The following is a 23,230-nucleotide window of genomic DNA, read 5'->3' as shown; positions in this document are numbered from 1 at the left end:
CCGCCCGGCGCCGCTCAGCCGTCGACCGTGAGCGCACAGGACCACCCGTACGGCCCGGGCCCGATGCGCAGTTCCTCCCAGGCCACGGTCGTCGGCACCACTCCGGTGACCCGTACGTCCGCCAGGCGCGCGACCGCCAGCCGCACGTCGAGGCCGCCCTCGGCCTCGTCCGCCTCCACGTCGACCGGCACCTGCCCGTACGCCTCGAGCCGGTAGAGGATCTCGTCCAGCAGCGCGGCCAGCAGATCGTCGTCGCTGGCCTCGTCCAGCCGGATGCGGCCCACGCCGGTCGGCCGCACCCCGGAGACGTCGGCGAAGCACTCCACCACCGCCACCACCGCCTCCGCCAGACAGTTCTCCCGGCTCGCCGCCCACGCCTCGATGCGGACGTCGTCCTCCTGCGGCACCGCCCGGTGCCCGCTCGTGTCCTGCCCTGGCGCCTGCCCGTCGTCGCCCGTGTCACCGACCATGAACCACGCCTGCCCGGCCCCCGCGTCCCCATGCCGGGCGGGACCCGCTTCGGGCGTACGGAAAGCGGGTACGCGGGTGCGGACCGGGTGCCCGGGCGCCGTCCCCGGCACGAAGGGAGGTCGTCGGCCATGCTGTTCCGTGATCGCCGGCAGGCCGGACGCGCACTGGCCGCACGGCTGCGGGAGCGGCGGGACGAGGGTGCGCTGCCCGACCCGCTGGTGCTGGGACTGCCCCGCGGTGGCGTCGCCGTCGCCGCCGAGGTCGCCCGGGCGCTGGACGCCCCGCTCGACGTCCTCGTGGTACGGAAGGTCGGCGCCCCCTTCCAGGAGGAGTTCGGGGTCGGCGCGATGGCCGGTGACGGCGTTCCGGTCTTCGACGAGGCCACCCTGCGCCGGCTGGGCCTGGGCGAGGCCGACCTCGCGCCCGTCGTCGAGCGCGAGCGCACCGAGCTGCGCCGCCGCGAACAGCTCTACCGCCAGGGGCGGGACGCCCCCGAGGTGCGGGGGCGGACCGTGGTCGTCGTCGACGACGGACTGGCGACCGGCTCCACCGCCCGCGCCGCGCTGCGCGCCCTGCGCTCGCGCGCCCCCGGCCGCCTCGTGCTGGCCGCCCCGGTCTGCTCACCGGAGGGGGCCGCGCTGATGCGCTCCGAGGCCGACGAGGTGGTGTGTCTGCACGAGCCGGCCGCGTTCATGGCGGTGGGCCAGTGGTACGAGGAGTTCGACCAGCTGACGGACGAGGACGTGCTGGAGGCGCTGCGCCGGCTGCAGGCGTAGGTGCGGTTCGGACGACCGGGGCCGCGCGAGCCCGTCAACGGCCGCCCCCGCCGGCTCACCGGCCGGTCCGGTCCCGCGGAACGCCGGCCGGACGGGCGGGGGAGAGGACGGGGGCGCCGCGGTCGTCGAGGGCGCGGCCCCGGGGCGAGCCGCAGCGGGTCCACGGCGTGCCGCCCGCCGCGGTGCCGTGCCGGGAGACCACCCGGGACGGCTCGGCGTCGTCCGGCCGCCCGCGGTGCGGGCAGGGGGTGCCGGTGGTCCCCGCGGCGCCGGTCGTGCCGGTCATGGCGACTCCCCGCTTCGTCGTCCGGGTGCTCCGGCGCGCAGGCCGTCCATGACGAGGTCGAACAGCCGGGTGGCGCGCGGCTGCCAGTCGTCGGCCGGGTCGAGCTGCCAGAGGCCGCCGATCGCGAGGACGAGGTCGTCCGCCGTCACCCCCGGGCGAATGGTTCCGGCCTTCTCGCAGGCGCGCAGCAGGAGTTCGGCCGCCTCGGTCACCGGGCTGTGGCCCGGTTTCGCCGGTCTCCCCGGGCCGCTGGTGGCCTGCCGGATGGCGTCGGCCAGACCGGCCTTGGCCATGGCGAACCGGGCGAGCCGGTCCATCCACTCGCGCAGCGCGCGGTCGGGTTCCCGGGTGCTGAGCAGCTGGGCCGCGCTGTCGGCGACCTGCTGCATCTCGTACCGGTAGATCTCCAGGACGAGTGCCTCACGGCTGGGGAAGTTCCGGTAGAACGTCCCCTGTCCGACGCACGCCTTCTTGGCGATCACGCTCAGCGGGGTGTCGGCCGAGCGGGTGAGTTCGGCCAGGGCCACCCGCAGGATGCGTTCGCGGTTGCGCTGCGCGTCCGCCCGCTGGGGTGCCTCCGCGCGCCGGGGCGCGTCCTTGTGGTGCCCCACTCGTCCTCCTCGCGGGCTCTGGCCGAAACCCGCCCTTGCTCAACCGGACAGCTGTCCACTACGTTTCCGAGTAACGGACAGCTGTCCGCTTCGTTCCGATCGTATCGGCGGACACGGACGGCGTGCCACGGCCACTCGGCCTGCCTCGGACCACCTGGTCCCACGCCCTCCGCACCCCACATGCTCCCGGACGCTCCTCGTTCCGTACAGCTCGCCCCCCAACGTCACCGACTCGTCCGCCTTCCAGATCCGTGAAAGAAGGCTGCTCATGGCCCCCTCGACGTCCAGCACCGTCACCCTGAACATCAACGGCGAGAAGCACACGCTGTCCGTCGACCACCGCACCACCCTGCTCGACGCCCTGCGCGAACGGCTCGATCTGACCGGCACCAAGAAAGGCTGCGACCAGGGGCAGTGCGGGGCCTGCACGGTCCTGGTCGACGGCCGCCGCACCGTGTCCTGCCTGCAACTGGCCGTCGCGTCCGGCGAACGGGAGATCACCACCGTGGAGGGCGTGGCCGAGGGGGAGCTGCTGCACCCCGTGCAGCAGGCCTTCCTCGACCTGGACGGCTTCCAGTGCGGCTACTGCACCCCCGGTCAGATCTGCTCCGCCATCGCCGTCATCGAGGAGCACGCCGCGGGCTGGCCCAGCGCCGTCACCGAGGACGTACGGCCCGAAGCGGGACCGCCACCCCTGACGCCCGAGGAGATCAAGGAACGCATGAGCGGCAACCTGTGCCGCTGCGGCGCCTACGTGCAGATCGCCGAAGCGGTCGCCCGCGCCGCCGCCGGGACCCGTACCCGGAACACCGCGCACGAGGGGGCCTGGGCATGAGGGAGTTCGACTACCGGCGCGCCGACGACGTCTCCGGCGCGGTCGCCCTGCTCGACGCCGATCCCGAGGCCCGCTACCTGGGCGGCGGCACCAATCTCGTCGACCTGATGAAGACCGGCGTGGAGCGCCCGGCCCGTCTCGTCGACGTCCGTGCCCTGCCGCTGGACCGGATCGAGCCGGCCGACGACGGCGGACTGCGCATCGGCGCCACCGTCACCAACAGCGACCTCGCCGCGCACCCCGCGGTCCGCGAGCGCTACCCGGCGCTCACCCAGGCCGTGCTCGCCGGCGCCTCCGGTCAGCTGCGCAACATGGCCACGGTCGGCGGCAACCTGCTCCAGCGCACCCGCTGCGGCTACTTCACCGACCTGACCCGGCCCTGCAACAAGCGGGAGCCCGGCAGCGGCTGCTCCGCCGTCGAGGGCGAGCACCACAACCACGCCGTCCTGGGCGCCTCCGACCACTGCGTGGCCGTGCACCCCTCCGACATGGGGGTGGCGCTGGCCGCCTTCGACGCCGTCGTCTCCTACGAGACGGTCGACGGGCCGGGGCGGTTGCCGCTGGCCGACTTCTACCTCCCGGTGGGCGACACCCCGCACCGGGAGACCGCCCTGCCGCCCGGCGCGCTCGTCACCGGCGTGACCCTGCCGCCCGCGCCGGTCGCGGCCCGCTCCCGCTACCGCAAGGTCCGCGAACGCGCCTCGTACGCCTTCGCGATCGGCTCGGTCGCCGCGGCCCTCGACGTCGGCGACGGCGTCGTGCGCGAGGTGCGCCTCGCCTTCGGGGCGGTCGCGTCCCGGCCCTGGCGGGCCCGTGCCGCCGAGCGCGTGCTGACCGGGGCCCCGGCCACCGCGGAGTACTTCGCCGCGGCGGCGGACGCCGAACTCGCGGCCGCCAGGCCGCTGCCCCACAACGCGTACAAGGTGACACTCGTGCGCAACCTCGTGGTGGCCGTGCTGTCCGAACTCGCCGAGGAGGCCGCCCGATGACCACCGCCACGACCCCTCCCACGACGGTGCCGGGCGCCGTCGGTACCGCCCACACCCGCGTCGAGGGCCGGGACAAGGTCACCGGAGCCGCCCGCTACGCCGGTGAGATCCCCTTCGCCGGCCTCGCCCACGGCTGGCTGGTGCTGTCCACCGTCGCCCGCGGCCGGGTCCTCTCCGTCGGGACCGCCCCGGTCCTCGACATGCCGGGCGTGCTCACCGTGCTGCACCACGGCAACGCCCCGCGTCTGCACCTCGACTACATCGGCATGCTGGGCGTTCCGCCGGACCCGACGGCAGCCGTCTTCCAGAACGACCGCGTTCCGCACGCCGGGTGGCCCGTCGCGCTCGTCGTGGCCGAGACGCCGGAGCAGGCCCGGGAGGCCGCCGAGGCGCTCGTCGTCACCTACGAGCGGGAGCCGCACGACATCGAGCTGACCGCCGACCGCCCGGACGCCTATCCGGTGGACGGGCACATGCCCGCGGTGACGGAGAAGGGCGACCTGGACGCCGAACTCGCGGCCTGCGCGCACGTGGTGGACGTGGAGTACACCACACCCGAGGAACACCACGGCATGATGGAACCGCACGCGGCGACCGCCCTGTGGGAGGGCGGCCGGCTCGAGGTCGTCGACTCCAACCAGGGCACCACCTGGGTCGCCGACGAGCTGGCGCGGATGTTCTCGCTGGACGCGTCCGCGCTGCGCGTGCGCTCCGAGCACGTCGGCGGCGGTTTCGGCAGCAAGGGCGTGCGGGCCCACCAGGTGTCCGCCGTGATGGCGGCGACCGCCCTGCAGCGGCCCGTCCGCGTGGTGCTGACGCGCCGTCAGATGTTCTCGCTCACCGGTTACCGCAGCCCCACCGTCCAGCGGGTCCGGCTCGGCGCCGACCCCGGGGGCCGGCTGCGCGCCCTGGACCACCGCTCGGTGAGCCGGACGTCGAGGGTCTGGGAGTTCGTCGAGCCGAGTGCCGGCGTGGCGCGCGTGATGTACGACGCCGACGCCCACCGCACCTCGAACGAGGCCGTACGGCTGGACGTCCCCTCCCCGACGTGGATGCGCGGACCGGGCGAGGCACCGGGCTCGTTCGCCCTGGAGGCGGCGCTCGACGAACTGGCCGAGCGGTGCGGGGTCGACCCGATCGAGCTGCGGCTGCGCAACGACCCCGAGTACGGCCCGGTCTCCGGGCTGCCGTTCGCCGGCCGCAACCTCGCCGCCTGCTTCCGCGAGGGCGCCCGCCGCTTCGGCTGGGCCGAGCGCGACCCGCGCCCCGGCGTGCGCCGTGAAGGGCGCTGGCTGCTGGGCACGGGCACGGCCGCGGCGTCCTTCCCCTCGGGCGCCCTCCCGTCGACGGCCGCGATCACCGCGGAGGCGGACGGCACCTTCACCGTGAAGATCGCCGCGGCCGACATCGGCACCGGGGCCCGTACCGCGCTCACCCTGGTCGCCGCCGACGCCCTCCGGGTGGCGCCCGGCCGGGTCCGGGTGCGGATCGGCGACAGCGACTTCGGCCCGGCGGGGATCGCGGGCGGCTCCATGGGCACCCGCTCCTGGTCCTGGGCGATCACGGCCGCCGCCGACGAGCTCCGGGACCGGCTCGTCCCGGGAGGCGCCGTACCGCCGCAGGGCATCACCGTGCGCTCCGACACCACCGCCGCCGTCGGCGCCCTCGCGCAGAAGGAACGGCACTCCTTCGGGGCGCAGTTCGCCGAGGCCGCCGTGGACGTCACCACCGGCGAGGTGCGGGTGCGCCGGATGCTGGGCATCTTCGCCGCGGGCCGGATCGTCAACCCGCTCACCGCGCGCGGTCAGCTCACCGGCGGCATGATCTGGGGCATCTCCATGGCCCTGCACGAGGAGGCGGTCCGCGACAGCGCCTCGGGCGCCCTCTATGGCGCCGACCTGGCCGGCTACCACGTCGCGACCCACGCCGACGTGCCGGCCGTGGAGGCGGACTGGATCGACGAGGACCAGGACCCCGACGACCCGGTCGGCATCAAGGGCATCGGCGAGGTCGGCATCGTGGGCGCCGCGGCGGCCGTCGCCAACGCGGTCTGGCACGCGACCGGCGTACGCCACCGGAGCCTGCCCATCCGTCCGGACCGGGTGCTGGAGGCGGGAGGACCGCGTGTTTGACATCGCCGGTGAGCTGCACGGCTGGCTGGCCGAGGGCCGGGAGTTCGCCGTCGCCACGGTGGTGGCCGTGGGCGGCAGCGCACCGCGCGGCCCCGGCGCCGCCCTCGCCGTCGACGACGGGGGCACGGCGATCGGCTCCGTCTCCGGCGGCTGCGTGGAGGGCGCGGTGTACGACCTGTGCGTCCAGTCGCTCGAGGACGGCGAAGTCCGTGTCGAACGGTTCGGGTTCAGCGACGAGGACGCCTTCGCGGTCGGCCTGACCTGCGGCGGGGTCATCGACATCATGGTGACCCCGGTCGGTGCCCGGGCCCCCGTCCGGCAGGTGCTGCGGGCGGCGCTCTCGGCGGCCGTCCGGGGCGAGCCGGGCGCGCTCGCCCGGGTCGTCGAGGGCCCGGCGGAACTCCTCGGCGGGACCCTCCTGGTACGCCCGGACGGGTCCTGGGAAGGCGGTCTCGGCGGTCTGCCGGAGCTGGACCGGACCGCGGCCGCGGAAGCCGGGGCCCTGCTGGACGCCGGGCGCACCGGCACCGTCGCCCTGGCGGCGGACGGGTCGTACTGCCCCGGCGGTCTGACCCTGCTGGTGGAGTCGTCCGTGCCGCCGCCCCGCATGATCGTCTTCGGGGCGATCGACTTCGCGGCGGCGCTGGTGCGCGCGGGCAAGTTCCTCGGCTACCACGTCACGGTCTGCGACGCCCGGCCGGTCTTCGCCACCCGGGCCCGTTTCCCGGAGGCCGACGAGATCGTGGTCGACTGGCCGCACCGCTACCTGCGGAGCACCGGGACCGACGCCCGCACGGTGCTGTGCGTGCTCACCCACGACGCGAAGTTCGACGTGCCCCTGCTGAAGGCGGCCCTGGGCCTGCCGACGGCGTTCGTCGGCGCGATGGGCTCGCGCCGCACCCACGCCGACCGCGAGCGGCGCCTGCGCGAGGCGGGCGTGGGGGAGCGGGAGCTGGCCCGGCTCAGGTCCCCGATCGGCCTCGACCTCGGCGCGCGTACACCGGAGGAGACGGCCCTGTCGATCGCGGCGGAGATCGTCGCGGCCCGCCGGGGCGGTACGGGCGTACCGCTGACGGGCTCGGGGACGCCGATCCACCGCGACGGGCGCGACGCGGCGGCGGCCGCCTGAGCGGCGGACACGGGGCGCCGGCGGCTCCGGCCCCCTCCCGGTGCACGGCCTCCCGGGCCGGTCGGGAAGGCGCGGCTGCGGGCGCCGGGCGGCAGGGCACGGCGAAGGGGCCGGAGCGAGCGCTCCGGCCCCTTCGCCGTCGGGGTCAGGCGGCCGCCGGCTCCGCGGCGTGGCCGTGCAGGCGGGCGACGACCTCGGTCAGCTGCCCGGCGACCTCGCTGTCGTCGGCCGGGTGGGTCTCGGCGAAGCGGGTCACGGAGCCGGGGATGGAGAGCTTGATGTCCTCGATCACCTTGCCGCCGGCGATGCCCACGGACTTGCGGGCCTCGTCCTGCGCCCAGACACCGCCGTACTGGCCGAAGGCGGTGCCGACCACGGCGACCGGCTTGCCGCCGATGGCGCCGGCGCCGTAGGGGCGGGACAGCCAGTCGATGGCGTTCTTCAGGACGGCCGGGATCGTGCCGTTGTACTCGGGCGTGAAGAGCAGCAGGGCGTCGGCGCCGGCGGCGGCCTCGCGCAGCTTGACGGCGGCGGCCGGGACGGTGCCCTCGACGTCGATGTCCTCGTTGTAGAAGGGGATCTCCGCCAGACCCTCGTGGAGCACCACTTCGGCGCCCTCGGGGGCGAGCTTGACCGCGGCCTCGGCGAGCTGGCGGTTGTGCGAACCGGCGCGGAGGCTGCCGACGAGAGCGAGGATGCGAACAGACATGACGATTCTCCAGGGCTCTGAAACATGGTCTCAATAATCCGGACCGGAGTCCGCTTTTCCGTTGTAGCACCTCAACCGGACCGCGGTCCAGTTTCTTCCCGATGCTTTACGCTGGTTTCATGTCCGCCGTCCCGCCGCCCGCCCCGACGCCCCAGGAGTCCGTCGCACCGCAGGAGCTGCTGCGACTGGGCGCCGGGGCCGACGAGCCCTGTCTGCGCGCCGACGCCGCACGCAACCGGGCGCGGCTGCTGGAGGCGGCCGCGAAGCTGGTCGCCGAACGCGGGGCGGACGGCGTCACCATGGAAGAGGTGGCGGCGGCGGCCCGCGTCGGCAAGGGGACGGTGTTCCGCCGCTTCGGCGACCGCACCGGCCTGCTGACGGCGCTCCTCGACCACTCCGAGAAGAAGTTCCAGGCCGCCTTCCTCACCGGACCCCCGCCGCTCGGGCCGGGCGCACCGCCCGCCGAGCGGCTGCGCGCCTTCGGCCTCGCCATGCTCCGCCGGACCGCCGACGAGCTGGAGCTGCAACTGGCCGCCGAACCGCAGGCCGGCCGCCGCTTCACCAACCCGCCCCGCCGGGTGCTGCGCCACCACGTCACCCTGCTGCTGCGCGAGGCGGTCCCGGACGCGGACTGCGAACTCCTCGCCCACACGCTGATGGCCCAGCTCGACCCCGCCCTGATCCACCACCTGATCCGGCAGTGCGGCATGCCGCCGGAGCGGCTGGAAGCCGTCTGGGTGGATCTGGTCGACCGGGTGACACGCCCGGCGCCCTCCCGCTGACGGCCTCAACTCACCCGGCGGCAAGCGCCGTTGGCGCTTCTGCAAGGATGCGGTACGTCATGGTGCAGATATCGAACCCGCCCGCGTCCGCGTCCCCCGCACCGACGCGCTCCGTACCCACGAGCGCCGATGTGGCCCGCCTGGCCGGCGTCTCGCGCGCGACCGTCTCCTACGTCCTGAACAACGCCGGTGCCGTCCGGATCAGCGAACCCACCCGGCGCCGGGTCCGCGAGGCCGCGAGGGAACTCGGGTACGTGCCGCACGCGGCCGCCCGCAGCCTGCGCGCCGGGCACAGCCGTACGGTCCTGATGCCCGCGCCGGCCTTCCCCGTCGGCCCGCTGTACAGCCAGTTCATCACCGACCTGCAGGGCGCCCTCGGCCGCCTCGACTACACGGTCGTGCAGTACGGCACCGCCCGCCCGCACGACGACGAGGCCGCCCGTGCCTGGGCCGAACTGCGGCCCGTGGCGGTCCTGGTGCCCGGTTCCGGACTCGGCCCGCGGGGCGTCGAGGTGCTCAAACGCTCCGGCGCCCGGGCCGTCGTCACCCTCGGCCCCGAGACCGTCGAGGGCGCGCACGCCCTGCTCATGCACCACGACGTCGTCGGCCACAGCGCGGGCGCCCACCTCCTCGCCCGGGGCCGCCGCCGGATCGGCGTGATCGTCCCCAGGGAGCCCGGCCTGAAGGCGTTCTCCGCGCCCCGCCTGGCCGGGGTGCGCGCCGCCCTGCGCGGCACGGACGCCACGGTCACCGAACTGCCGCTCGCCCACGACGAGGGGGCCGCCGCCCGGCTCGCCGCCCGGTGGCGCGACCTCGGGCTCGACGCGGTGTTCACGTACAACGACGAGTACGCGATGCTGCTGATGCGCGCGCTGCTGGACGAGGGCGTCCGCATCCCCGAGGAGACCGCCCTGATCGGCGCCGACAACCTGATGCTGGGCCGGCTGCTGCGGCCCCGGCTGAGCACCGTCCACCTCGACCTGCCGTCCGGCCGTGAGCTGGCCGAACTGGTCGACCGCGCGGTGCGCGACCCGGCCGCCGCACCCGAGGCCCACAAGGTGCTGGGGGCGTCGGTGGTGGGACGCGAGTCGACCTGACATCGTGGAAGGCGGTGGCCGGTACACGACCAGGACGTTGCGCGCTCAACCAGGCGGGTAGGCGAAGGGCTCCCAGGCCGCCGCCACCCCACGGCGCGCCGGTGACCGATCGGAGAGCCGTCATGACGCTGCCCGACCTCACGACCCGCCCGTCCCGCCGGCTCGCGGGCCCCGAGTACACCGTCACCGAGCCCGCCACCGGTGACGTCCTCGGCACCGTCACCCTCGCCACCGCCGAGGACGTCGGGGACGCGGCCGCGGCCGGCCGCGCCGCCCAGCGGGAGTGGGCGGGGGCTGCGCACTTCGTCCGGGCCGGAGTGCTCCGCAGGGCCGGCGACCTGTTCGCCGGCCACGCCGGACTGCGCGCCTGGCTGATCCGCGAGGCCGGCAGCATCCCCGACAAGGCGGACTTCGAACTCCACGTCGCCGCCCAGGAGTGCTACGAGGCCGCCGCCCTCGCCTCCCGCCCGACCGGGCAGGTGCTGCCCACCGAGGAACCCCGGCTGTCGTACACCCGGCGCGTGCCGGTCGGCGTGGTGGGCGTGATCGCACCGTTTAACGCCCCGCTGATCCTGTCCGTCCGCTCCGTCGCCCCGGCACTGGCGCTCGGCAACGCCGTCGTGCTCAAACCCGACCCGCGCACCGCGGTCTGCGGCGGACAGGCCCTCGCCGCCGTCTTCGCCGGGGCGGGACTGCCCGAAGGACTGCTGCACGTGCTGCCGGGCGGCGCGGAGGTCGGTCAGGCGCTGGTCGCGGACCCGCGCGTGCCGGTCGTCTCCTTCACCGGCTCCACCGCCGCCGGCCGCGCCGTCGGTGAGGCCGCGGGCCGCCATCTGAAGCGGGCGCACCTGGAACTGGGCGGCAACTCCGCCCTGATCGTGCTGGAGGACGCCGACCTCGACGCGGTGATCTCCACGGCCGCCTGGGGCTCGTTCTTCCACCAGGGGCAGGTCTGCATGACGGCGGGACGGCACCTGGTCCACGCCTCGCTGTACGACGAGTACGTCGACCGGCTGGCCGCCAAGGCGGAATCGCTCGCCGTCGGCGACCCGCACCGCGAGCAGGTCCAGCTGGGGCCGCTCATCGACCGTACCCAGCTCGCCAGGGTGCACGGCCTGGTCGAGGCCAGCATCACGCACGGGGCCAGACTCGCCGCGGGCGGCACCCACGACCGGCTCTTCTACCGGCCCACGGTCCTCGCCGACGCGGACGACCGCACCCCCGCCTACAGCGAGGAGGTCTTCGGCCCGGTGGCCCCCGTACGGTCCTTCGCCACCGTCGACGAGGCAGTCTCCCTCGCCACCGCCAGCCCCTACGGACTCTCCCTGGGCATCGTCACCGGGGACCCCGCCCACGGCCTGGACATCGCCGAGCGCATCCCGACGGGGACCGTGCACATCAACGACCAGACCGTGAACGACGAGGCCGTCGCTCCCTTCGGCGGCGTCGCCGCCTCCGGCACCGGTTCCCGCGTCGGCGGCGACGCCAACGTGGAGGCCTTCACCGACCTGCGGTGGACCACCGTGCGCAAGGACGTGGCGCGGTACCCGTTCTAGTGCCGCGTCTCGTTCCGCTGCGCCTGCTGCTCGGCGATCTGCTTGCGGACCTCGTCCATGTCCAGCTCGCGGGCCTGCCCGATGACGTCCGTCAGCGCGGCCTCGGGCAGCGCACCGGGCTGGGCGAACACGGCGACCTGGTCGCGCACGATCATCAGCGTCGGGATCGACTGGATGCCGAAGGCCGAGGCCAGCTCCGGCTGCGCCTCGGTGTCCACCTTGCCGAACACCAGGTCCGGGTTCTCCTCCGCCGCCTTCTCGTACACCGGCGCGAACTGCCGGCACGGACCGCACCAGGCCGCCCAGAAGTCGATCAGCACGAACTCGTTGTCCGTGACCGTCTGGTCGAAGTTCTCCTTGGTGAGCTCCACGGTGCTGCTCATGGCGTGTGTCCTCTTCCTGGTGCGGGGGCGAGACTCGGCACAACACGGCCGGCCGGTCACGTATTCCGCGCCCCTGCCCATGTGGCCCGGGGGCACGCCACCCACCAGACTGACGCCATGACGGAAACACAACCGACGCACACGGAACCCACCACCTACGACGTCGTGGTGCTCGGAGCCGGGCCCGTGGGCGAGAACGTCGCCGACCGCACCCGCGCCGCCGGGCTGACCACCGCGGTCGTGGAGAGCGAACTGGTGGGCGGCGAGTGCTCGTACTGGGCGTGCATGCCCAGCAAGGCCCTGCTGCGCCCGGTCATCGCCCGGGCCGACGCCCGCCGCGTCCCCGGCCTGCGCCAGTCCGTCCAGGGGCCCCTGGACGCGGCCGCGGTGCTCGCCCACCGCGACGAGTACACCTCCCACTGGAACGACGACGGCCAGGTCCGGTGGCTGGAGGGGATCGAGGCCGACCTGTACCGCGGGCACGGGCGGCTCACCGGCCCGCGCACCGTCACCGTCACCGGCTCCGACGGCGGCCGGCGCGTCCTCACCGCCCGGCACGCCGTCGCCGTCTGCACCGGCAGCCGTGCCCAGCTGCCCGACCTGCCGGGACTCGCCGAGGTCAGGCCCTGGACCAGCCGGGAGGCCACCGGCGCCCGGTCGGTGCCCGGCCGGCTCGTCGTGGTCGGCGGCGGTGTCGTCGCCACCGAGATGGCCTGCGCCTGGCAGGCGCTCGGCTCCCGGGTCACCGTCCTCGTACGCGGCGGGAACCTGCTGAACCGCATGGAGCCGTTCGTCGGCGACCTGGTCGCCGAGGCCCTCACCGAGGCCGGCGCGGACCTGCGCACCGGCACCTCCGTGAAGTCGGTGACCCGGGAGGACGGCACCGTCCTGGTCGTGACCGACAGCGGTGAGCGGATCGAGGCCGACGAGATCCTCTTCGCCACCGGCCGCGCCCCGCGCACCGACGACATCGGGCTGGAGACGATCGGCCTGGAGCCCGGGTCGTGGCTCACCGTGGACGACAGCCTCCGGGTCACCGGTCACGAGTGGCTGTACGCCGTCGGCGACGTCAACCACCGCGCCCTGCTCACCCATCAGGGCAAGTACCAGGCACGGATCGCGGGCGCCGCCATCGCCGCCCGGGCCGCCGGCGAGCCGCTGCGCGCGCAGGCCTGGGGCGCCCACACGGCCACCGCCGACCACGCCGCCGTCCCGCAGGTCGTCTTCACCGACCCGGAGGCGGCCTCCGTCGGCCTCTCCCTGGCCGAGGCGGAACGAGCGGGCCACCGTGTCCGCGCCGTGGACGTCGACCTGTCCTCCGTCGCCGGCGCCGGTCTGTACGCCGACGGCTACAAGGGCCGCGCCCGCATGGTCGTCGACCTCGAGGACGAGATCCTGCGCGGCCTCACCCTGGTGGGTCCCGGCGTCGGCGAGCTCATCCACTCGGCGACCATCGCGGTGGCCGCCCAGGTCCCCGTCGGACGCCTGTGGCACGCGGTCCCGTCGTACCCGACGATCAGCGAGGTGTGGCTGCGTCTGCTGGAGGCGTACCGGGACGCCTGACCGGCTCGGTCCGCCGGCGACCGCGCCGGGGCGGCGGCGCGACGGGGCGGCCGGCTACGGCAGGCCGAAGCCGAGCTCCCGTGCCGCCCGCCGCGGCGTCGGCTGCGACCAGTACTCCGCCACGGCCTGATGGGAGGCGAGCGAGCGCGGCTCGGCACGGTCGAGGTAGAGCGTGCCGTCGAGATGGTCCGTCTCGTGCTGCACGATCCGCGCGGGCCAGCCGGTGAACACCTCGTCCAGCGCCCGCCCGTGCTCGTCCCGCCCGGTCAGCCGCACCTCGGCGGCCCGGGCCACCACCGCCTGGTAACCCGGCACGCTCAGGCACCCCTCGAAGAACGCGGCCCGCCCGGTGCCGACCGGCTCGTACACCGGATCGACCAGTACCCGGAACGGCTGCGGCACCCGCCCGCGCGCCCGGCGCACCTCCTCCGGGACGGGCGCGGGATCCTCGATCACCGCGATCCGCAGCTCCACCCCGACCTGCGGCGCCGCCAGCCCGACACCCGGCGCCGCGCGCATGGTGACCCGCAGCGCCTCGACGAACCGGGCCAGCAGCACGGAGCCCAACTGCCCCTCGTACGGATCGGTGCCGCGCCGCAGTACCGGATCACCGGCCGTGACGATGGGCAACGGCCCCTCCAGGGACAGCAGTTGCTCGACCCGCTCGGCCAAGGGCGCTCGACGGTCCGGAGTTTCCATCCCGCCAGCATCGCACGCCCTTCACGTGTGTCACAGGTCACACACACATTCCGGGAACTCGGCACTCCGCCACCCCGACCAACACACCACCACCGCCACGACGTCCCCGGAGAACCCCACCCATGACCACCGCTCCCCCGACCACGACGGACGAGGCCCCCGGACCACCCGCCGCCGCGAAGAGCGCATGGGGCACCCTGCGCCCCCTCGTGCTGCGCCTGCACTTCTACGCCGGAGTGCTGGTGGCGCCGTTCCTCCTCGTCGCCGCCCTCACCGGCCTGCTGTACGCCGCCTCCTTCCAGGCCGAGAAGATCGTCTACGACCATGAGCTGACCGTCCCCGTCGGCGAACGCGAACTGCCCGTCTCCGAGCAGGTGGCCGCCGCCCGCGCGGCCCACCCCGAGGGCACGGTCGCCGCAGTACGCCCCTCACCCGAGGCGGACGCCACCACCAGGGTGATGCTGTCCGGCATACCGGGGGTGGACCCGGACCACACCCTGGCCGTGTTCGTCGACCCCTACACCGGGAAGGTGCGCGGCGCGCTGGAGCAGTACGGCTCCTCGGGCGCGCTGCCCCTGCGCACCTGGATCGACGAGTTCCACCGCGATCTGCACCTCGGCGAACCGGGCCGCCTCTACAGCGAGTTCGCGGCCAGCTGGCTGTGGGTGATCGCGGGCGGCGGCCTGGTGCTGTGGTTCTCCCGGCGCCGCGCCCTGCGCACGGTGCGCGGCACCGGCGGACGGCGCCGCACCCTGGGCCTGCACGGCGGCGTGGGCGCCTGGGCCGCGGCCGGCTTCGTCCTCCTCTCGGCGACCGGCCTGACCTGGTCCGCCCATGCCGGCGCGAACATCGGCGAACTGCGCACCGCCCTCGGTCAGGAGACGCCTTCGGTGTCGGCCGCGGCCGGTGAACACGCGGGCCACGACGCGGCCGGCGCCGCGGGGGGCGACGCGGCGCACGGGGCCGGCCTGGACAAGGTCCTCGCGGCCGCACGGGCCGAGGGGCTGGGCGACCCGGTGGAGATCGTGCCGCCCGCCGACGCGCAGTCCGCGTACGTCGTCCGGCAGATACAGCGCAGCTGGCCCGAGAAGCAGGACTCGGCCGCCGTGGACCCCGCGACCGGCGAGGTCACCGACGTCCTGCGGTTCGCCGACTACCCGGTCCTCGCCAAACTCACCCGCTGGGGCATCGATCTGCACACCGGGAGCCTGTTCGGCCCGGTGAACCAGATCGTGCTGATGGCCCTCGCCCTCTCCCTGATCCTGCTGATCCTGTGGGGCTACCGCATGTGGTGGCAGCGGGGCCGCGGCTCCGCCTTCGGCCGGCCGGTCCCGCGGGGGGCCTGGCAGCAGGTGCCGCCGTACGTGCTGGTCCCGCTGCTCGCCCTGATCGCCGTACTGGGCTACTTCGTACCGCTGCTCGGCATCCCCCTGGCGGTGTTCCTCGCCGTCGACGTCGTGCTCGGGGAGATCGCCCACCGCCGCGGACGGCGGACGTACGCGAGCGGCACGACGGTGCGGTGACGCGAGCCCCGCTCGCGCCGGTGCCCGGCCCCCCGACGGGGAACCGGGCACCGGCCGGGGCCGCGGACCTACTCCTGCTCGAACTCGCCACCCAGCGCGGCGGCGAGGCGCAGGTGCGGCCGGGCCTCGCCGTCCCGCCCCTGCCGCTGCAGGGTGCGCCCGAGCATCAGCCGGGCGTAGTGCTCCACCGGGTCGCGCTCCACGACGATCCGCAACTCGGCCTCCGCACGGCGCAGCTGGGCCGAGTGGTAGTAGGCGCGCGCCAGCAGCAGCCGCGGTCCGGTCTGCTCCGGCGCCTCCTCGACCAGCGGGCCCAGGACGCGCGCGGCGGCGGCGTAGTCCCTGGCGTCGAAGAACATCCCGGCGCGCTCCCAGCGCTCGGCCGGCGTTCCGTGGTCGTAGTACGTGATGTCCACTCGTGGCCTCCTTCGAGGCCGACAACCGGAGCAAGTGGTTGAATATTCCACCGTCTCCGGGGGCCCGCCGGGGGACCTTCACCCGAATGGCACACCCGAGTGGACGGGCGGACGATGGAGTGGTGGGGCCCGGTCCCGTCGGCGCCGATCGCGGCGGACGCGGACCGGACCCGGCCGTGCGCGACGATGGCCGGAAGGGACGGGGTCATGCTCGAGATCAAGACGCTGGACAAGCCGGACGAGAGGCGCGACTTCCCCAGGGGACACCTGGAAGCCGTCCACCTGAGCGGGCTGGACTTCGCCGTGGCCACCTTCGAACCCGGGTGGCGCTGGTCGGAGTCCGTCGGTCCCATCGCCGGGACCGAGAGCTGCCGGATCCACCACAACGCCTACGTGGTGCAGGGCCGCCTGCACATCCGCATGGACGACGGCGGGGAGAGCGAGGTCGGCCCCGGCGACGTCTTCGTGTGCTCACCGGGACACGACGCGTGGGTCGCCGGCGACGAGCAGGTCGTGGTGTACGACTTCGCGGGCGGCATGGCGCAGGAGTACGCGAAGGCCGGCTGACCGCTCGGCAGGGCGCGGGCACGACGAGGTCCGGGCACCTTGCGGGGTGCAGGACCGTTCCCGGTCGTGTCGTGGCCCGCCGTCCCCCGTACGGCACCCCCGGGAGCCCGGACGGCCCTCAGCCGACCAGCACGACCTCCAGCGTGCGCGGTCCGTGCACGCCCTCCACCCGGTCCAGTTCGATGTCGCTGGTCGCCGAGGGACCGGAGATCCAGGTCAGCGGGCGGGCCGGGTCGAGGCGCCGCAGGGCCTGCGGCACCGAGGAGACGACCTGGCCGGGGACGCGCACCACACAGATGTGGTGGTCGGGGACGAGGGTGATGCGGCGCCGGCCCTGGTCGGGGGAGCCGTCCAGCACGATCGTGCCCGTCTCGGCGACGGCCAGCGCGCAGGCGGTCACCACGCTGTCGACCCGGTCCAGTTCGTCGGCGGTGCTCTCCGCCCGGTCCGCCACCCGGGTCACCTCGGCCGAGGCCAGCCAGGCCTCGTCCAGTCCCGGCGGCACCAGTACCGTCGCCGCGCCGCGCGCCGCGAGCAGCCCGGCGACGACCCCGGCCAGTCCGTCGGCGCCGGTACGGTGCACGACCGCCCGGTAGTCGGCGAGGTTCTCCGCGAGGAGGTCCACCGTCTGCTCGACGGTGCGCTCACCGTGCTCGCGCAGATAGTCACGGACGACCGCCCGCTCGTACGGAGTGTCGTCCGCGGGGACGTCGGCGAGGGCGCGCCGCACCCGGCCCAGGATCCGTTCCCTGCTGCTCACTCGGCACCGCCCTTTCCGTCGTGTGTACGCCGCCACCAGTCCCGGAACGGCTCCGCCGGCACCGTGGGCAGGTCCCGGGTGCCGCTCCACGCCCGGCCGGGGCCCGGCAGGGTGCGCGGATGGAGGCGCCGGGTGCGCGAGGCGAGGCGCTGCCCGGTGCGCAGTACGCCCGGCCGGGTGAACGCCCAGCGGGCGGCGCGCATCGCGGCCCGCTCGGCGGCGTGTCCCCTGGCGGGCTGCAGCACCACCTTGTTGCCCCCGCGGACCACCCGGCCGCCCTCCACCACCCGTTCCCGCAGGTGCACCAGCACCTCGGGGATGTCGATGGCGACCGGGCACACCTCGTAGCAGGCCCCGCACAGTGACGAGGCGTACGGCAGGGAGGCGTCGATCTCGCTTCCCGTGCCCCGGAGCTGGGGGCTGAGGATGGCGCCGATCGGGCCCGGGTAGACCGAGCCGTAGGCGTGCCCGCCGGCCCGCTCGTACACCGGGCACACGTTCAGGCAGGCCGAGCAGCGGATGCAGCGCAGCGCCTGCCGGCCCACCTCGTCGGCGAGGGTGTCGGTGCGGCCGTTGTCCAGCAGCACCAGGTGGAAGTCGCGCGGGCCGTCCTCGTCGGTGGTGCCGGTCCAGGTGCTCGTGTACGGGTTCATGCGCTCGGCGGTCGAGGAGCGGGGGAGGGTCTGCAGGAACACCTCCAGGTCCTGCCAGGTCGGCACGATCTTCTCGATGCCGACGACCGAGATCAGTGTCTCGGGGAGGGTCAGGCACATCCGCCCGTTGCCCTCGGACTCCACCACCACCAGCGTTCCGGTCTCGGCGACCATGAAGTTGGCGCCGGAGACGCCGACCCTGGCGCGCAGGAACTTCTCCCGCAGGTGCAGCCGCGCCGCCTCGGCCAGTTCACCGGGCGTGTCCGTCAGCCCTTCGGGGGCGGGGCGGCCCCACTCGCCCATCTCCCGCTCGAAGATGTCCCGGATCTCCCCGCGGTTGCGGTGGATCGCCGGGACCAGGATGTGCGAGGGCCGGTCCCTGCCCAACTGCACGATCAGCTCGGCGAGGTCGGTCTCGTAGGCGCGGATGCCCTCCGCCTCGAGCGCCTCGTTCAGAGCGATCTCCTGCGTGGCCATCGACTTGACCTTGACGACCTCCGACTCGCCGGTCGCCCTGACGAGTTCGGCCACGATCCGGTTGGCCTCGTCGGCGTCGGCGGCCCAGTGCACGGTGCCGCCCGCCGCCGTGACCGACTCCTCCAACTGCACCAGATAGCGGTCGAGGTGACGCAGCGTGTGGTCCTTGATGCGCTTGCCGGCCTCCCGCAGCTCGGCCCAGTCGGACAGCTCGGCGACGGCGCCGGCACGCTTGGCCCGGATGGTGCGGGTCGCGTGCCGCAGGTTGCCGCGCAGGGTGCTGTCGTGCACGGCGTCCCGCGCGGCCTCGGGAAACGCCGGGTGGGAGGGCGGGGGAGACGCCGGGTGGGAGGGCGGGGGAAACGCTGGCATCCCGACGAACGTTCCGCTCATACGGTCGGCTCCTCCTGTGTGCTCGCCAGGATCTCCGCGATGTGCACCGGCCGCATGCCGGTCCGCAGCCTGGTCATCGTTCCGCCGATGTGCATCAGACAGGAGTTGTCCGCCGCGCACAGGACCTCGGCGCCCGTCGCCTCGGCGTTGCGCACCTTGTCGGTGCCCATCGCCGCGGAGACGTCGGAGTTCTTCAGGGCGAACGTGCCGCCGAAGCCGCAGCACTCCTCCGCGCCCGGCAGTTCGGCCAGCTCCAGGCCCTTCACCGCCCGCAGCAGCCGCAGGGGCCGCTCGCCCAGGCCCAGCCCGCGCAGCCCGTGACAGGTCGGGTGGTAGGTCACCTTGTGCGGGTAGTACGCGCCGACGTCCGTCACCCCGAGCACGTCCACCAGGAACTCCGTGAGTTCGTACGTCTTCGGTACCACGGGCGCCAGGGTCGCCGCGAGGGTGTCCCCGCGCCCCTCCGCCCGGGCCCGCTCGCCCATCCGGGGATACAGCTCCCGCACCATCGCCCCGCAGGACCCCGACGGCGTGACGATCGCCTCGTAGTCCCGGAAGACATCGGAGAAGTGCCGGGCCAGCGGCTCCGCCTCATGCCGGTAGCCGGTGTTGTAGTGCGCCTGTCCGCAACAGGTCTGCGCCATCGGGAAGTCGACCTCGACGCCCAGCCTGGTCAGCAGTTTCACCACGGCGCGCCCGGTGTCCGGATAGAGCGTGTCGTTGACACAGGTCAGGAACAGTGCGACACGCATCGCGGCTCCTAGAGAATCGTTCATCGGGTGAATGCAGGGTAATGCGGGAGCGGACGTCCGGGGACCCCCGGGACCGGTGCCCGCCGGCTCCTTCGTGAGGGGCCCGCCGGGCCCTTCGTCAGGTCCTGGCGAGCCGGTCCTGCGCCGCTCGCCACCGCTGTGTCCCGCCGCGCGGTTCGTACCGCGTCAGCGGCTGGGTGCCGACGAGCAGCCGTCGCATCCCGGCGAGATCGCCGACCAGCCCGTGCGCGCGGGCCTGCACCAGCACATTGCCCAGCGCCGCCGCCTCCGTCGGCCCGGCGACCACGGGCAGCCCGCAGGCGTCCGCGGTGAGCTGGCACAGCAGGGCGTTGCGGGTGCCGCCGCCCACCACGTGCACGACGTCGGCCGGCCGTCCGGCGAGCCGCTGCGCGTCCTCGACCGCCTTGCGGTGGGCCAGCGCGAGCGAGTCGAGGATGCACCGGGTGACCTCGGCGCGGGAGACCGGTACCGGCTGCCCCGAGGCCCGGCAGGCCTCGGCGATCCGCTCCGGCATCCGCCCCGGCGCGAGGAACGCCGCGTCCCCGGCGTCCACCACCGACCGCAGCGCGGGCACCCCGGCGGCCTCCGTCAGCAGCTCGTCCAGGTCCGGCCCGCCCCAGGCCCGCAGGCACTCCTGGAGCAGCCACAGGCCCATGATGTTGCGCAGATAGCGGACCGTGCCGTCCAGCCCCAGCTCGTTGGTGAAGTTGGCGGCCCGGCTCTCCTCGGTCAGCACCGGGGCGTCCAGCTCCAGTCCGGCCAGCGACCAGGTGCCGGTGCAGATGTAGGCGAACCGCTCATCGCCGGCGGGCACCGCGGCCACCGCGGACGCGGTGTCGTGCGACCCGACCGCCGTCACCGCAACCGGACCGGTCAGCCCGGTCTCCGCCAGCACCTCGGGCCGCAGCGCCCCGGCCGGGTCCCCGGGCCGGCGCAGCGGCGCGAACAGAGCGAGGTCGATGTCCAGCCGCTCGGCGACGCCGTGCGCCCAGTCCCGGGTGCGCGGGTCGACCAGCTGGGTGGTCGAGGCGTTGGTCAGCTCCGTTCCCTGCTCACCGGTGAGCCAGTACGTCAGCAGGTCGGGGATGAGCAACAGCCGCTTCGCCTGCGCCAGTTGGGCCGTGCCGCGGGCCGCCGCCAGCTGGTACAGGGTGTTGAAGGGGGCGTACTGCAGGCCCGTGGCCGCGTACAGCTCCCCGGCGGGCACGGTCGCCCACACCTTCTCCGCGACCCCCTCGGTACGGCTGTCGCGGTAGTGCACGGGGTTGCCGAGCAGCGCTCCGTCCGCGTCCAGCAGCCCGTAGTCCACGGCCCAGCTGTCGATGCCGACGGAGTCCACCGGCCCGGCCGCCCTCAGCCCCTCCAGGACACCCGCGTACAGCCCGAGAATGTCCCACCGCAGCCCCTCCGGCACGCGCACCGGCCGGTTGGGGAAGCGGTGCGCCTCGGACAGCTCGAGGCTGCCGGGGCCGACGCGGCCGACCATGACGCGCCCGCTGGACGCGCCGAGGTCGACCGCGGCGTACGACCGCACGGAGCCGCTCATCGCAGGAACGCGGCGGCGACGCCGGCGTCGACCGGGACGTGCAGCCCGGTGGTGTGCGTGAGGTCGCCGCCGGTCAGCGCGAACACGGCGTTCGCCACGTGCTCGGGCAGCACCTCGCGCTTCAGCAGCGTGCGCTGCGCGTAGAACTCGCCCAGCTTCTCCTCCGGTACTCCGTACACGGCCGCGCGCTTCGCGCCCCAGCCGCCCGCGAAGATCCCCGAGCCGCGCACCACACCGTCCGGGTTGACGCCGTTGACCCGGATCCCGTGCTCGCCCAGTTCGGCCGCGAGCAGCCGCACCTGATGGGCCTGGTCGGCCTTGGTCGCCGAGTACGCGATGTTGTTGGGACCGGCGAAGACGGCGTTCTTCGACGCGATGTAGACGATGTCGCCGCCCAGTTCCTGCGCGATCATCACCCGGGCCGCCTCGCGCGAGACGAGGAAGGAACCGCGGGCCATGATGTCGTGCTGGAGGTCCCAGTCCTTCGCGGACGTCTCAAGGAGCGGCTTGGAGATCGAGATGCCGGCGTTGTTCACCACCAGGTCCACGCCGCCGAAGGCGAGGACGGCCGCCTCGAAGGCACCGGCGATCTGCTCCTCGGAGGTGACGTCGACGGTCACCGCGACGGCCTTGTCGGGGCCGCCCAGCTCCTCGGCGACCTGCGCGGCGTTCTCCCCGTTCAGGTCCGCCACGACGACACACGCGCCCTCGGCCACCAGCCGCTGGGCGATCGCCCTGCCGATCCCGCTGCCCGCACCGGTGACCAGCGCCACCCGGGTGGCGAGCGGCTTCGGCTTCGGCATCCGCTGCAGCTTGGCCTCCTCCAGCGCCCAGTACTCGATGCGGAACTTCTCCGACTCCTCGATCGGCGCGTACGTCGAGACCGCCTCGGCGCCGCGCATCACGTTGATCGCGTTGAGGTAGAACTCGCCGGCCACCCGCGCGGTCTGCTTGTCCTTGCCGAAGCTGAACATGCCCACGCCCGGCACCAGCACGATCGCCGGGTCGGCGCCGCGCATCGCGGGGGAGTCCTCCTCCGCGTGCCGCGCGTAGTAGGCGGCGTACTCCTCGCGGTAGGCGGCGTGCAGTTCCCCGAGCCGGGCGACCGCCTCGTCGAGCGGGGCGGTGGGCGGCAGGTCGAGGACGAGCGGACGGACCTTGGTGCGCAGGAAGTGGTCGGGACAGGAGGTGCCCAGCGCGGCCAGCCGCGGGTGCTCGGCCCGGGCCAGGAAGTCCAGCACGGCGTCGGACGCGTCGAAGTGCCCGACCTGCGGCCGGTCCTGCGAGGCGACGGCGCGGACGTACGGTGCCAGGGCGGCCGCCCGCTTGCGCCGCTCGTCCTCGGGCAGCGCCTCGTAGCCCTCGAGCACCGGCCCGAAGGGCTCCGGCCGGCCGCGCTCGGCGAGGAACGCCTCGGCGGTGCGGATGATGTGCAGCGAGTTGCGCTCGCACTCCTCGGAGCTGTCCCCCCACGCGGTGATCCCGTGTCCGCCGAGCACGCACCCGATGGCCTGCGGGTTGGCCTCCTTCACGGCCGCGATGTCCAGCCCCAGCTGGAAGCCCGGCCGCCGCCACGGCACCCACACCACGGTGTCGCCGAAGCACTCCGCGGTCAGCTTCTCCCCGTCGGCGGCGCAGGCGAGGGCGATCCCCGAGTCCGGGTGCAGGTGGTCCACGTGCGCGGCGTCGACGAGCCCGTGCATCGCGGTGTCGATCGAGGGCGCGGCGCCCGGCCTGCCGTGCAGGCAGTAGTCGAACGCGGCGACCATCTCGTCCTCGCGCTCGACCCCCGGGTAGACGTCGGTGAGCGCCCGCAGCCGGTCCAGCCGCAGCGCGGCCAGCCCCGCCTCGGTCAGCGTCCCGAGATCCCCGCCGGACCCCTTGACCCACATCAGTCCGACGTCACCACCGGTGACGGGATCGGTCCCGGTGCCCTTGGCGGAGGTGTTGCCCCCGGCGTAGTTGGTGTTCCGCGGATCGGCACCGAGCCGGTGGGAACGGGCGAGGAGGGCGGCGGCTTCGGGGTGGGATGACATAAGTGATCAGTCCTTGTCGGAAGAGGGGAAGTGGAGCGCCCCTTCGAGGGCGTGGACAACTGCGCGAT

General features: G+C 74.3%; 23 protein-coding genes. 11 read left to right on the top strand and 12 right to left on the bottom strand.

Going from position 1 to position 23,230, the window contains the following annotated elements:
• Nucleotides 1-14 precede the first annotated feature (14 nt).
• On the bottom strand, nucleotides 15-470 hold the full coding sequence (locus ACF07S_RS25615) for an archease (RefSeq protein ID WP_391963252.1): 456 nt from the start codon (nucleotides 468-470) through the stop codon (nucleotides 15-17).
• A gap of 129 nt (nucleotides 471-599) precedes the next feature.
• On the opposite strand from ACF07S_RS25615, the gene ACF07S_RS25610 reads away from it, so the two are divergent.
• Nucleotides 600-1,247, top strand: coding sequence for a phosphoribosyltransferase (locus ACF07S_RS25610; protein WP_391975202.1), 648 nt, complete (start codon nucleotides 600-602; stop codon nucleotides 1,245-1,247).
• A 55-nt stretch (nucleotides 1,248-1,302) separates the two neighbouring features.
• Here ACF07S_RS25610 and ACF07S_RS25605 read toward each other — a convergent pair whose 3' ends face one another.
• Complete coding sequence (locus ACF07S_RS25605) at nucleotides 1,303-1,533, bottom strand: hypothetical protein (protein WP_391975201.1); 231 nt, start codon at nucleotides 1,531-1,533, stop codon at nucleotides 1,303-1,305.
• Nucleotides 1,530-2,144: a TetR/AcrR family transcriptional regulator gene (locus ACF07S_RS25600; RefSeq protein WP_391963249.1), complete on the bottom strand. Its 615-nt coding sequence runs from the start codon at nucleotides 2,142-2,144 to the stop codon at nucleotides 1,530-1,532. The genes ACF07S_RS25605 and ACF07S_RS25600 overlap by 4 nt, the downstream gene beginning before the upstream one ends.
• 268 nt (nucleotides 2,145-2,412) lie before the next feature.
• Here ACF07S_RS25600 and ACF07S_RS25595 point away from each other — a divergent pair, with 268 nt between their 5' ends.
• The 4 genes from ACF07S_RS25595 to ACF07S_RS25580 are packed head-to-tail and all read left to right on the top strand — an operon-like array spanning nucleotide 2,413 to nucleotide 7,229.
• The gene (locus tag ACF07S_RS25595; RefSeq protein ID WP_391963248.1) at nucleotides 2,413-2,979 is read left to right on the top strand and encodes a 2Fe-2S iron-sulfur cluster-binding protein; all 567 of its coding nucleotides are present in this window, start codon (nucleotides 2,413-2,415) and stop codon (nucleotides 2,977-2,979) included.
• Nucleotides 2,976-3,968: an FAD binding domain-containing protein gene (locus ACF07S_RS25590; protein WP_391975200.1), complete on the top strand. Its 993-nt coding sequence runs from the start codon at nucleotides 2,976-2,978 to the stop codon at nucleotides 3,966-3,968. Before ACF07S_RS25595 ends, ACF07S_RS25590 begins: the two co-directional genes overlap by 4 nt.
• On the top strand, nucleotides 3,965-6,100 hold the full coding sequence (locus ACF07S_RS25585) for a xanthine dehydrogenase family protein molybdopterin-binding subunit (protein WP_391975199.1): 2,136 nt from the start codon (nucleotides 3,965-3,967) through the stop codon (nucleotides 6,098-6,100). The genes ACF07S_RS25590 and ACF07S_RS25585 overlap by 4 nt, the downstream gene beginning before the upstream one ends.
• Nucleotides 6,093-7,229: an XdhC family protein gene (locus tag ACF07S_RS25580; protein ID WP_391975198.1), complete on the top strand. Its 1,137-nt coding sequence runs from the start codon at nucleotides 6,093-6,095 to the stop codon at nucleotides 7,227-7,229. The genes ACF07S_RS25585 and ACF07S_RS25580 overlap by 8 nt, the downstream gene beginning before the upstream one ends.
• Nucleotides 7,230-7,374: 145 nt before the next feature.
• Here ACF07S_RS25580 and ACF07S_RS25575 read toward each other — a convergent pair whose 3' ends face one another.
• Nucleotides 7,375-7,938 (bottom strand): NADPH-dependent FMN reductase, encoded by a 564-nt coding sequence (locus tag ACF07S_RS25575; protein ID WP_391963244.1) that lies wholly within the window; start codon nucleotides 7,936-7,938, stop codon nucleotides 7,375-7,377.
• A 119-nt stretch (nucleotides 7,939-8,057) separates the two neighbouring features.
• On the opposite strand from ACF07S_RS25575, the gene ACF07S_RS25570 reads away from it, so the two are divergent.
• The 3 genes from ACF07S_RS25570 to ACF07S_RS25560 all read left to right on the top strand — a co-directional run bounded on the left by ACF07S_RS25570 (nucleotide 8,058) and on the right by ACF07S_RS25560 (nucleotide 11,373).
• Nucleotides 8,058-8,720, top strand: coding sequence for a TetR/AcrR family transcriptional regulator (locus ACF07S_RS25570; RefSeq protein WP_391963243.1), 663 nt, complete (start codon nucleotides 8,058-8,060; stop codon nucleotides 8,718-8,720).
• 59 nt (nucleotides 8,721-8,779) lie between these two features.
• Nucleotides 8,780-9,817 (top strand): LacI family DNA-binding transcriptional regulator, encoded by a 1,038-nt coding sequence (locus tag ACF07S_RS25565; RefSeq protein WP_391975197.1) that lies wholly within the window; start codon nucleotides 8,780-8,782, stop codon nucleotides 9,815-9,817.
• Between the two features lie 122 nt (nucleotides 9,818-9,939).
• Nucleotides 9,940-11,373, top strand: a complete 1,434-nt coding sequence (locus ACF07S_RS25560; RefSeq protein WP_391963241.1) for an aldehyde dehydrogenase family protein — start codon at nucleotides 9,940-9,942, stop codon at nucleotides 11,371-11,373.
• Here ACF07S_RS25560 and trxA read toward each other — a convergent pair.
• The gene (gene trxA / locus ACF07S_RS25555; protein WP_391963240.1) at nucleotides 11,370-11,816 is read right to left on the bottom strand and encodes a thioredoxin; all 447 of its coding nucleotides are present in this window, start codon (nucleotides 11,814-11,816) and stop codon (nucleotides 11,370-11,372) included. The two genes, ACF07S_RS25560 and trxA, sit on opposite strands and share 4 nt — an antisense overlap.
• Before the next feature lie 57 nt (nucleotides 11,817-11,873).
• Between trxA and ACF07S_RS25550 the strand changes: the two genes are divergently transcribed.
• Nucleotides 11,874-13,319: a dihydrolipoyl dehydrogenase family protein gene (locus tag ACF07S_RS25550; protein ID WP_391975196.1), complete on the top strand. Its 1,446-nt coding sequence runs from the start codon at nucleotides 11,874-11,876 to the stop codon at nucleotides 13,317-13,319.
• A gap of 54 nt (nucleotides 13,320-13,373) precedes the next feature.
• On the opposite strand, the gene ACF07S_RS25545 is transcribed toward ACF07S_RS25550, so the two are convergent.
• Nucleotides 13,374-14,018, bottom strand: a complete 645-nt coding sequence (locus ACF07S_RS25545; RefSeq protein WP_391975195.1) for a peptide deformylase — start codon at nucleotides 14,016-14,018, stop codon at nucleotides 13,374-13,376.
• Between the two features lie 122 nt (nucleotides 14,019-14,140).
• Between ACF07S_RS25545 and ACF07S_RS25540 the strand changes: the two genes are divergently transcribed.
• Nucleotides 14,141-15,541 carry a PepSY-associated TM helix domain-containing protein gene (locus ACF07S_RS25540; RefSeq protein ID WP_391975194.1) on the top strand — a complete coding sequence of 467 codons (1,401 nt, stop codon included), beginning with the start codon at nucleotides 14,141-14,143 and terminating at the stop codon, nucleotides 15,539-15,541.
• A gap of 68 nt (nucleotides 15,542-15,609) precedes the next feature.
• On the opposite strand, the gene ACF07S_RS25535 is transcribed toward ACF07S_RS25540, so the two are convergent.
• Nucleotides 15,610-15,957: a tetratricopeptide repeat protein gene (locus tag ACF07S_RS25535; protein ID WP_391963236.1), complete on the bottom strand. Its 348-nt coding sequence runs from the start codon at nucleotides 15,955-15,957 to the stop codon at nucleotides 15,610-15,612.
• 207 nt (nucleotides 15,958-16,164) lie between these two features.
• On the opposite strand from ACF07S_RS25535, the gene ACF07S_RS25530 reads away from it, so the two are divergent.
• Nucleotides 16,165-16,524 carry a cupin domain-containing protein gene (locus ACF07S_RS25530; protein ID WP_391963235.1) on the top strand — a complete coding sequence of 120 codons (360 nt, stop codon included), beginning with the start codon at nucleotides 16,165-16,167 and terminating at the stop codon, nucleotides 16,522-16,524.
• Nucleotides 16,525-16,642: 118 nt separating this feature from the next.
• On the opposite strand, the gene ACF07S_RS25525 is transcribed toward ACF07S_RS25530, so the two are convergent.
• The 5 genes from ACF07S_RS25525 to ACF07S_RS25505 form a co-directional block, all read right to left on the bottom strand.
• A complete protein-coding gene (locus ACF07S_RS25525; RefSeq protein ID WP_391963234.1) occupies nucleotides 16,643-17,284 on the bottom strand; it encodes a lactate utilization protein C in 642 nt (213 codons plus the stop codon).
• Nucleotides 17,281-18,807, bottom strand: coding sequence for a LutB/LldF family L-lactate oxidation iron-sulfur protein (locus ACF07S_RS25520; RefSeq protein ID WP_391975193.1), 1,527 nt, complete (start codon nucleotides 18,805-18,807; stop codon nucleotides 17,281-17,283). Before ACF07S_RS25520 ends, ACF07S_RS25525 begins: the two co-directional genes overlap by 4 nt.
• Entirely contained in the window at nucleotides 18,804-19,559 is a 756-nt protein-coding gene (locus ACF07S_RS25515; protein WP_391963232.1) for a (Fe-S)-binding protein, read from the bottom strand. The genes ACF07S_RS25520 and ACF07S_RS25515 overlap by 4 nt, the downstream gene beginning before the upstream one ends.
• A gap of 118 nt (nucleotides 19,560-19,677) precedes the next feature.
• On the bottom strand, nucleotides 19,678-21,126 hold the full coding sequence (locus tag ACF07S_RS25510) for a rhamnulokinase family protein (RefSeq protein WP_391963231.1): 1,449 nt from the start codon (nucleotides 21,124-21,126) through the stop codon (nucleotides 19,678-19,680).
• Nucleotides 21,123-23,162, bottom strand: a complete 2,040-nt coding sequence (locus ACF07S_RS25505) for a bifunctional aldolase/short-chain dehydrogenase (protein ID WP_391963230.1) — start codon at nucleotides 23,160-23,162, stop codon at nucleotides 21,123-21,125. The genes ACF07S_RS25510 and ACF07S_RS25505 overlap by 4 nt, the downstream gene beginning before the upstream one ends.
• Nucleotides 23,163-23,230: the final 68 nt, after the last annotated feature.

Source organism: Streptomyces sp. NPDC016640, from assembly GCF_043076215.1.
Taxonomy (GTDB): Bacteria; Actinomycetota; Actinomycetes; order Streptomycetales; family Streptomycetaceae; genus Streptomyces.
Note: the sequence above shows the minus strand (reverse complement) of the source record. Positions and strands in the feature narration are given on the sequence as shown.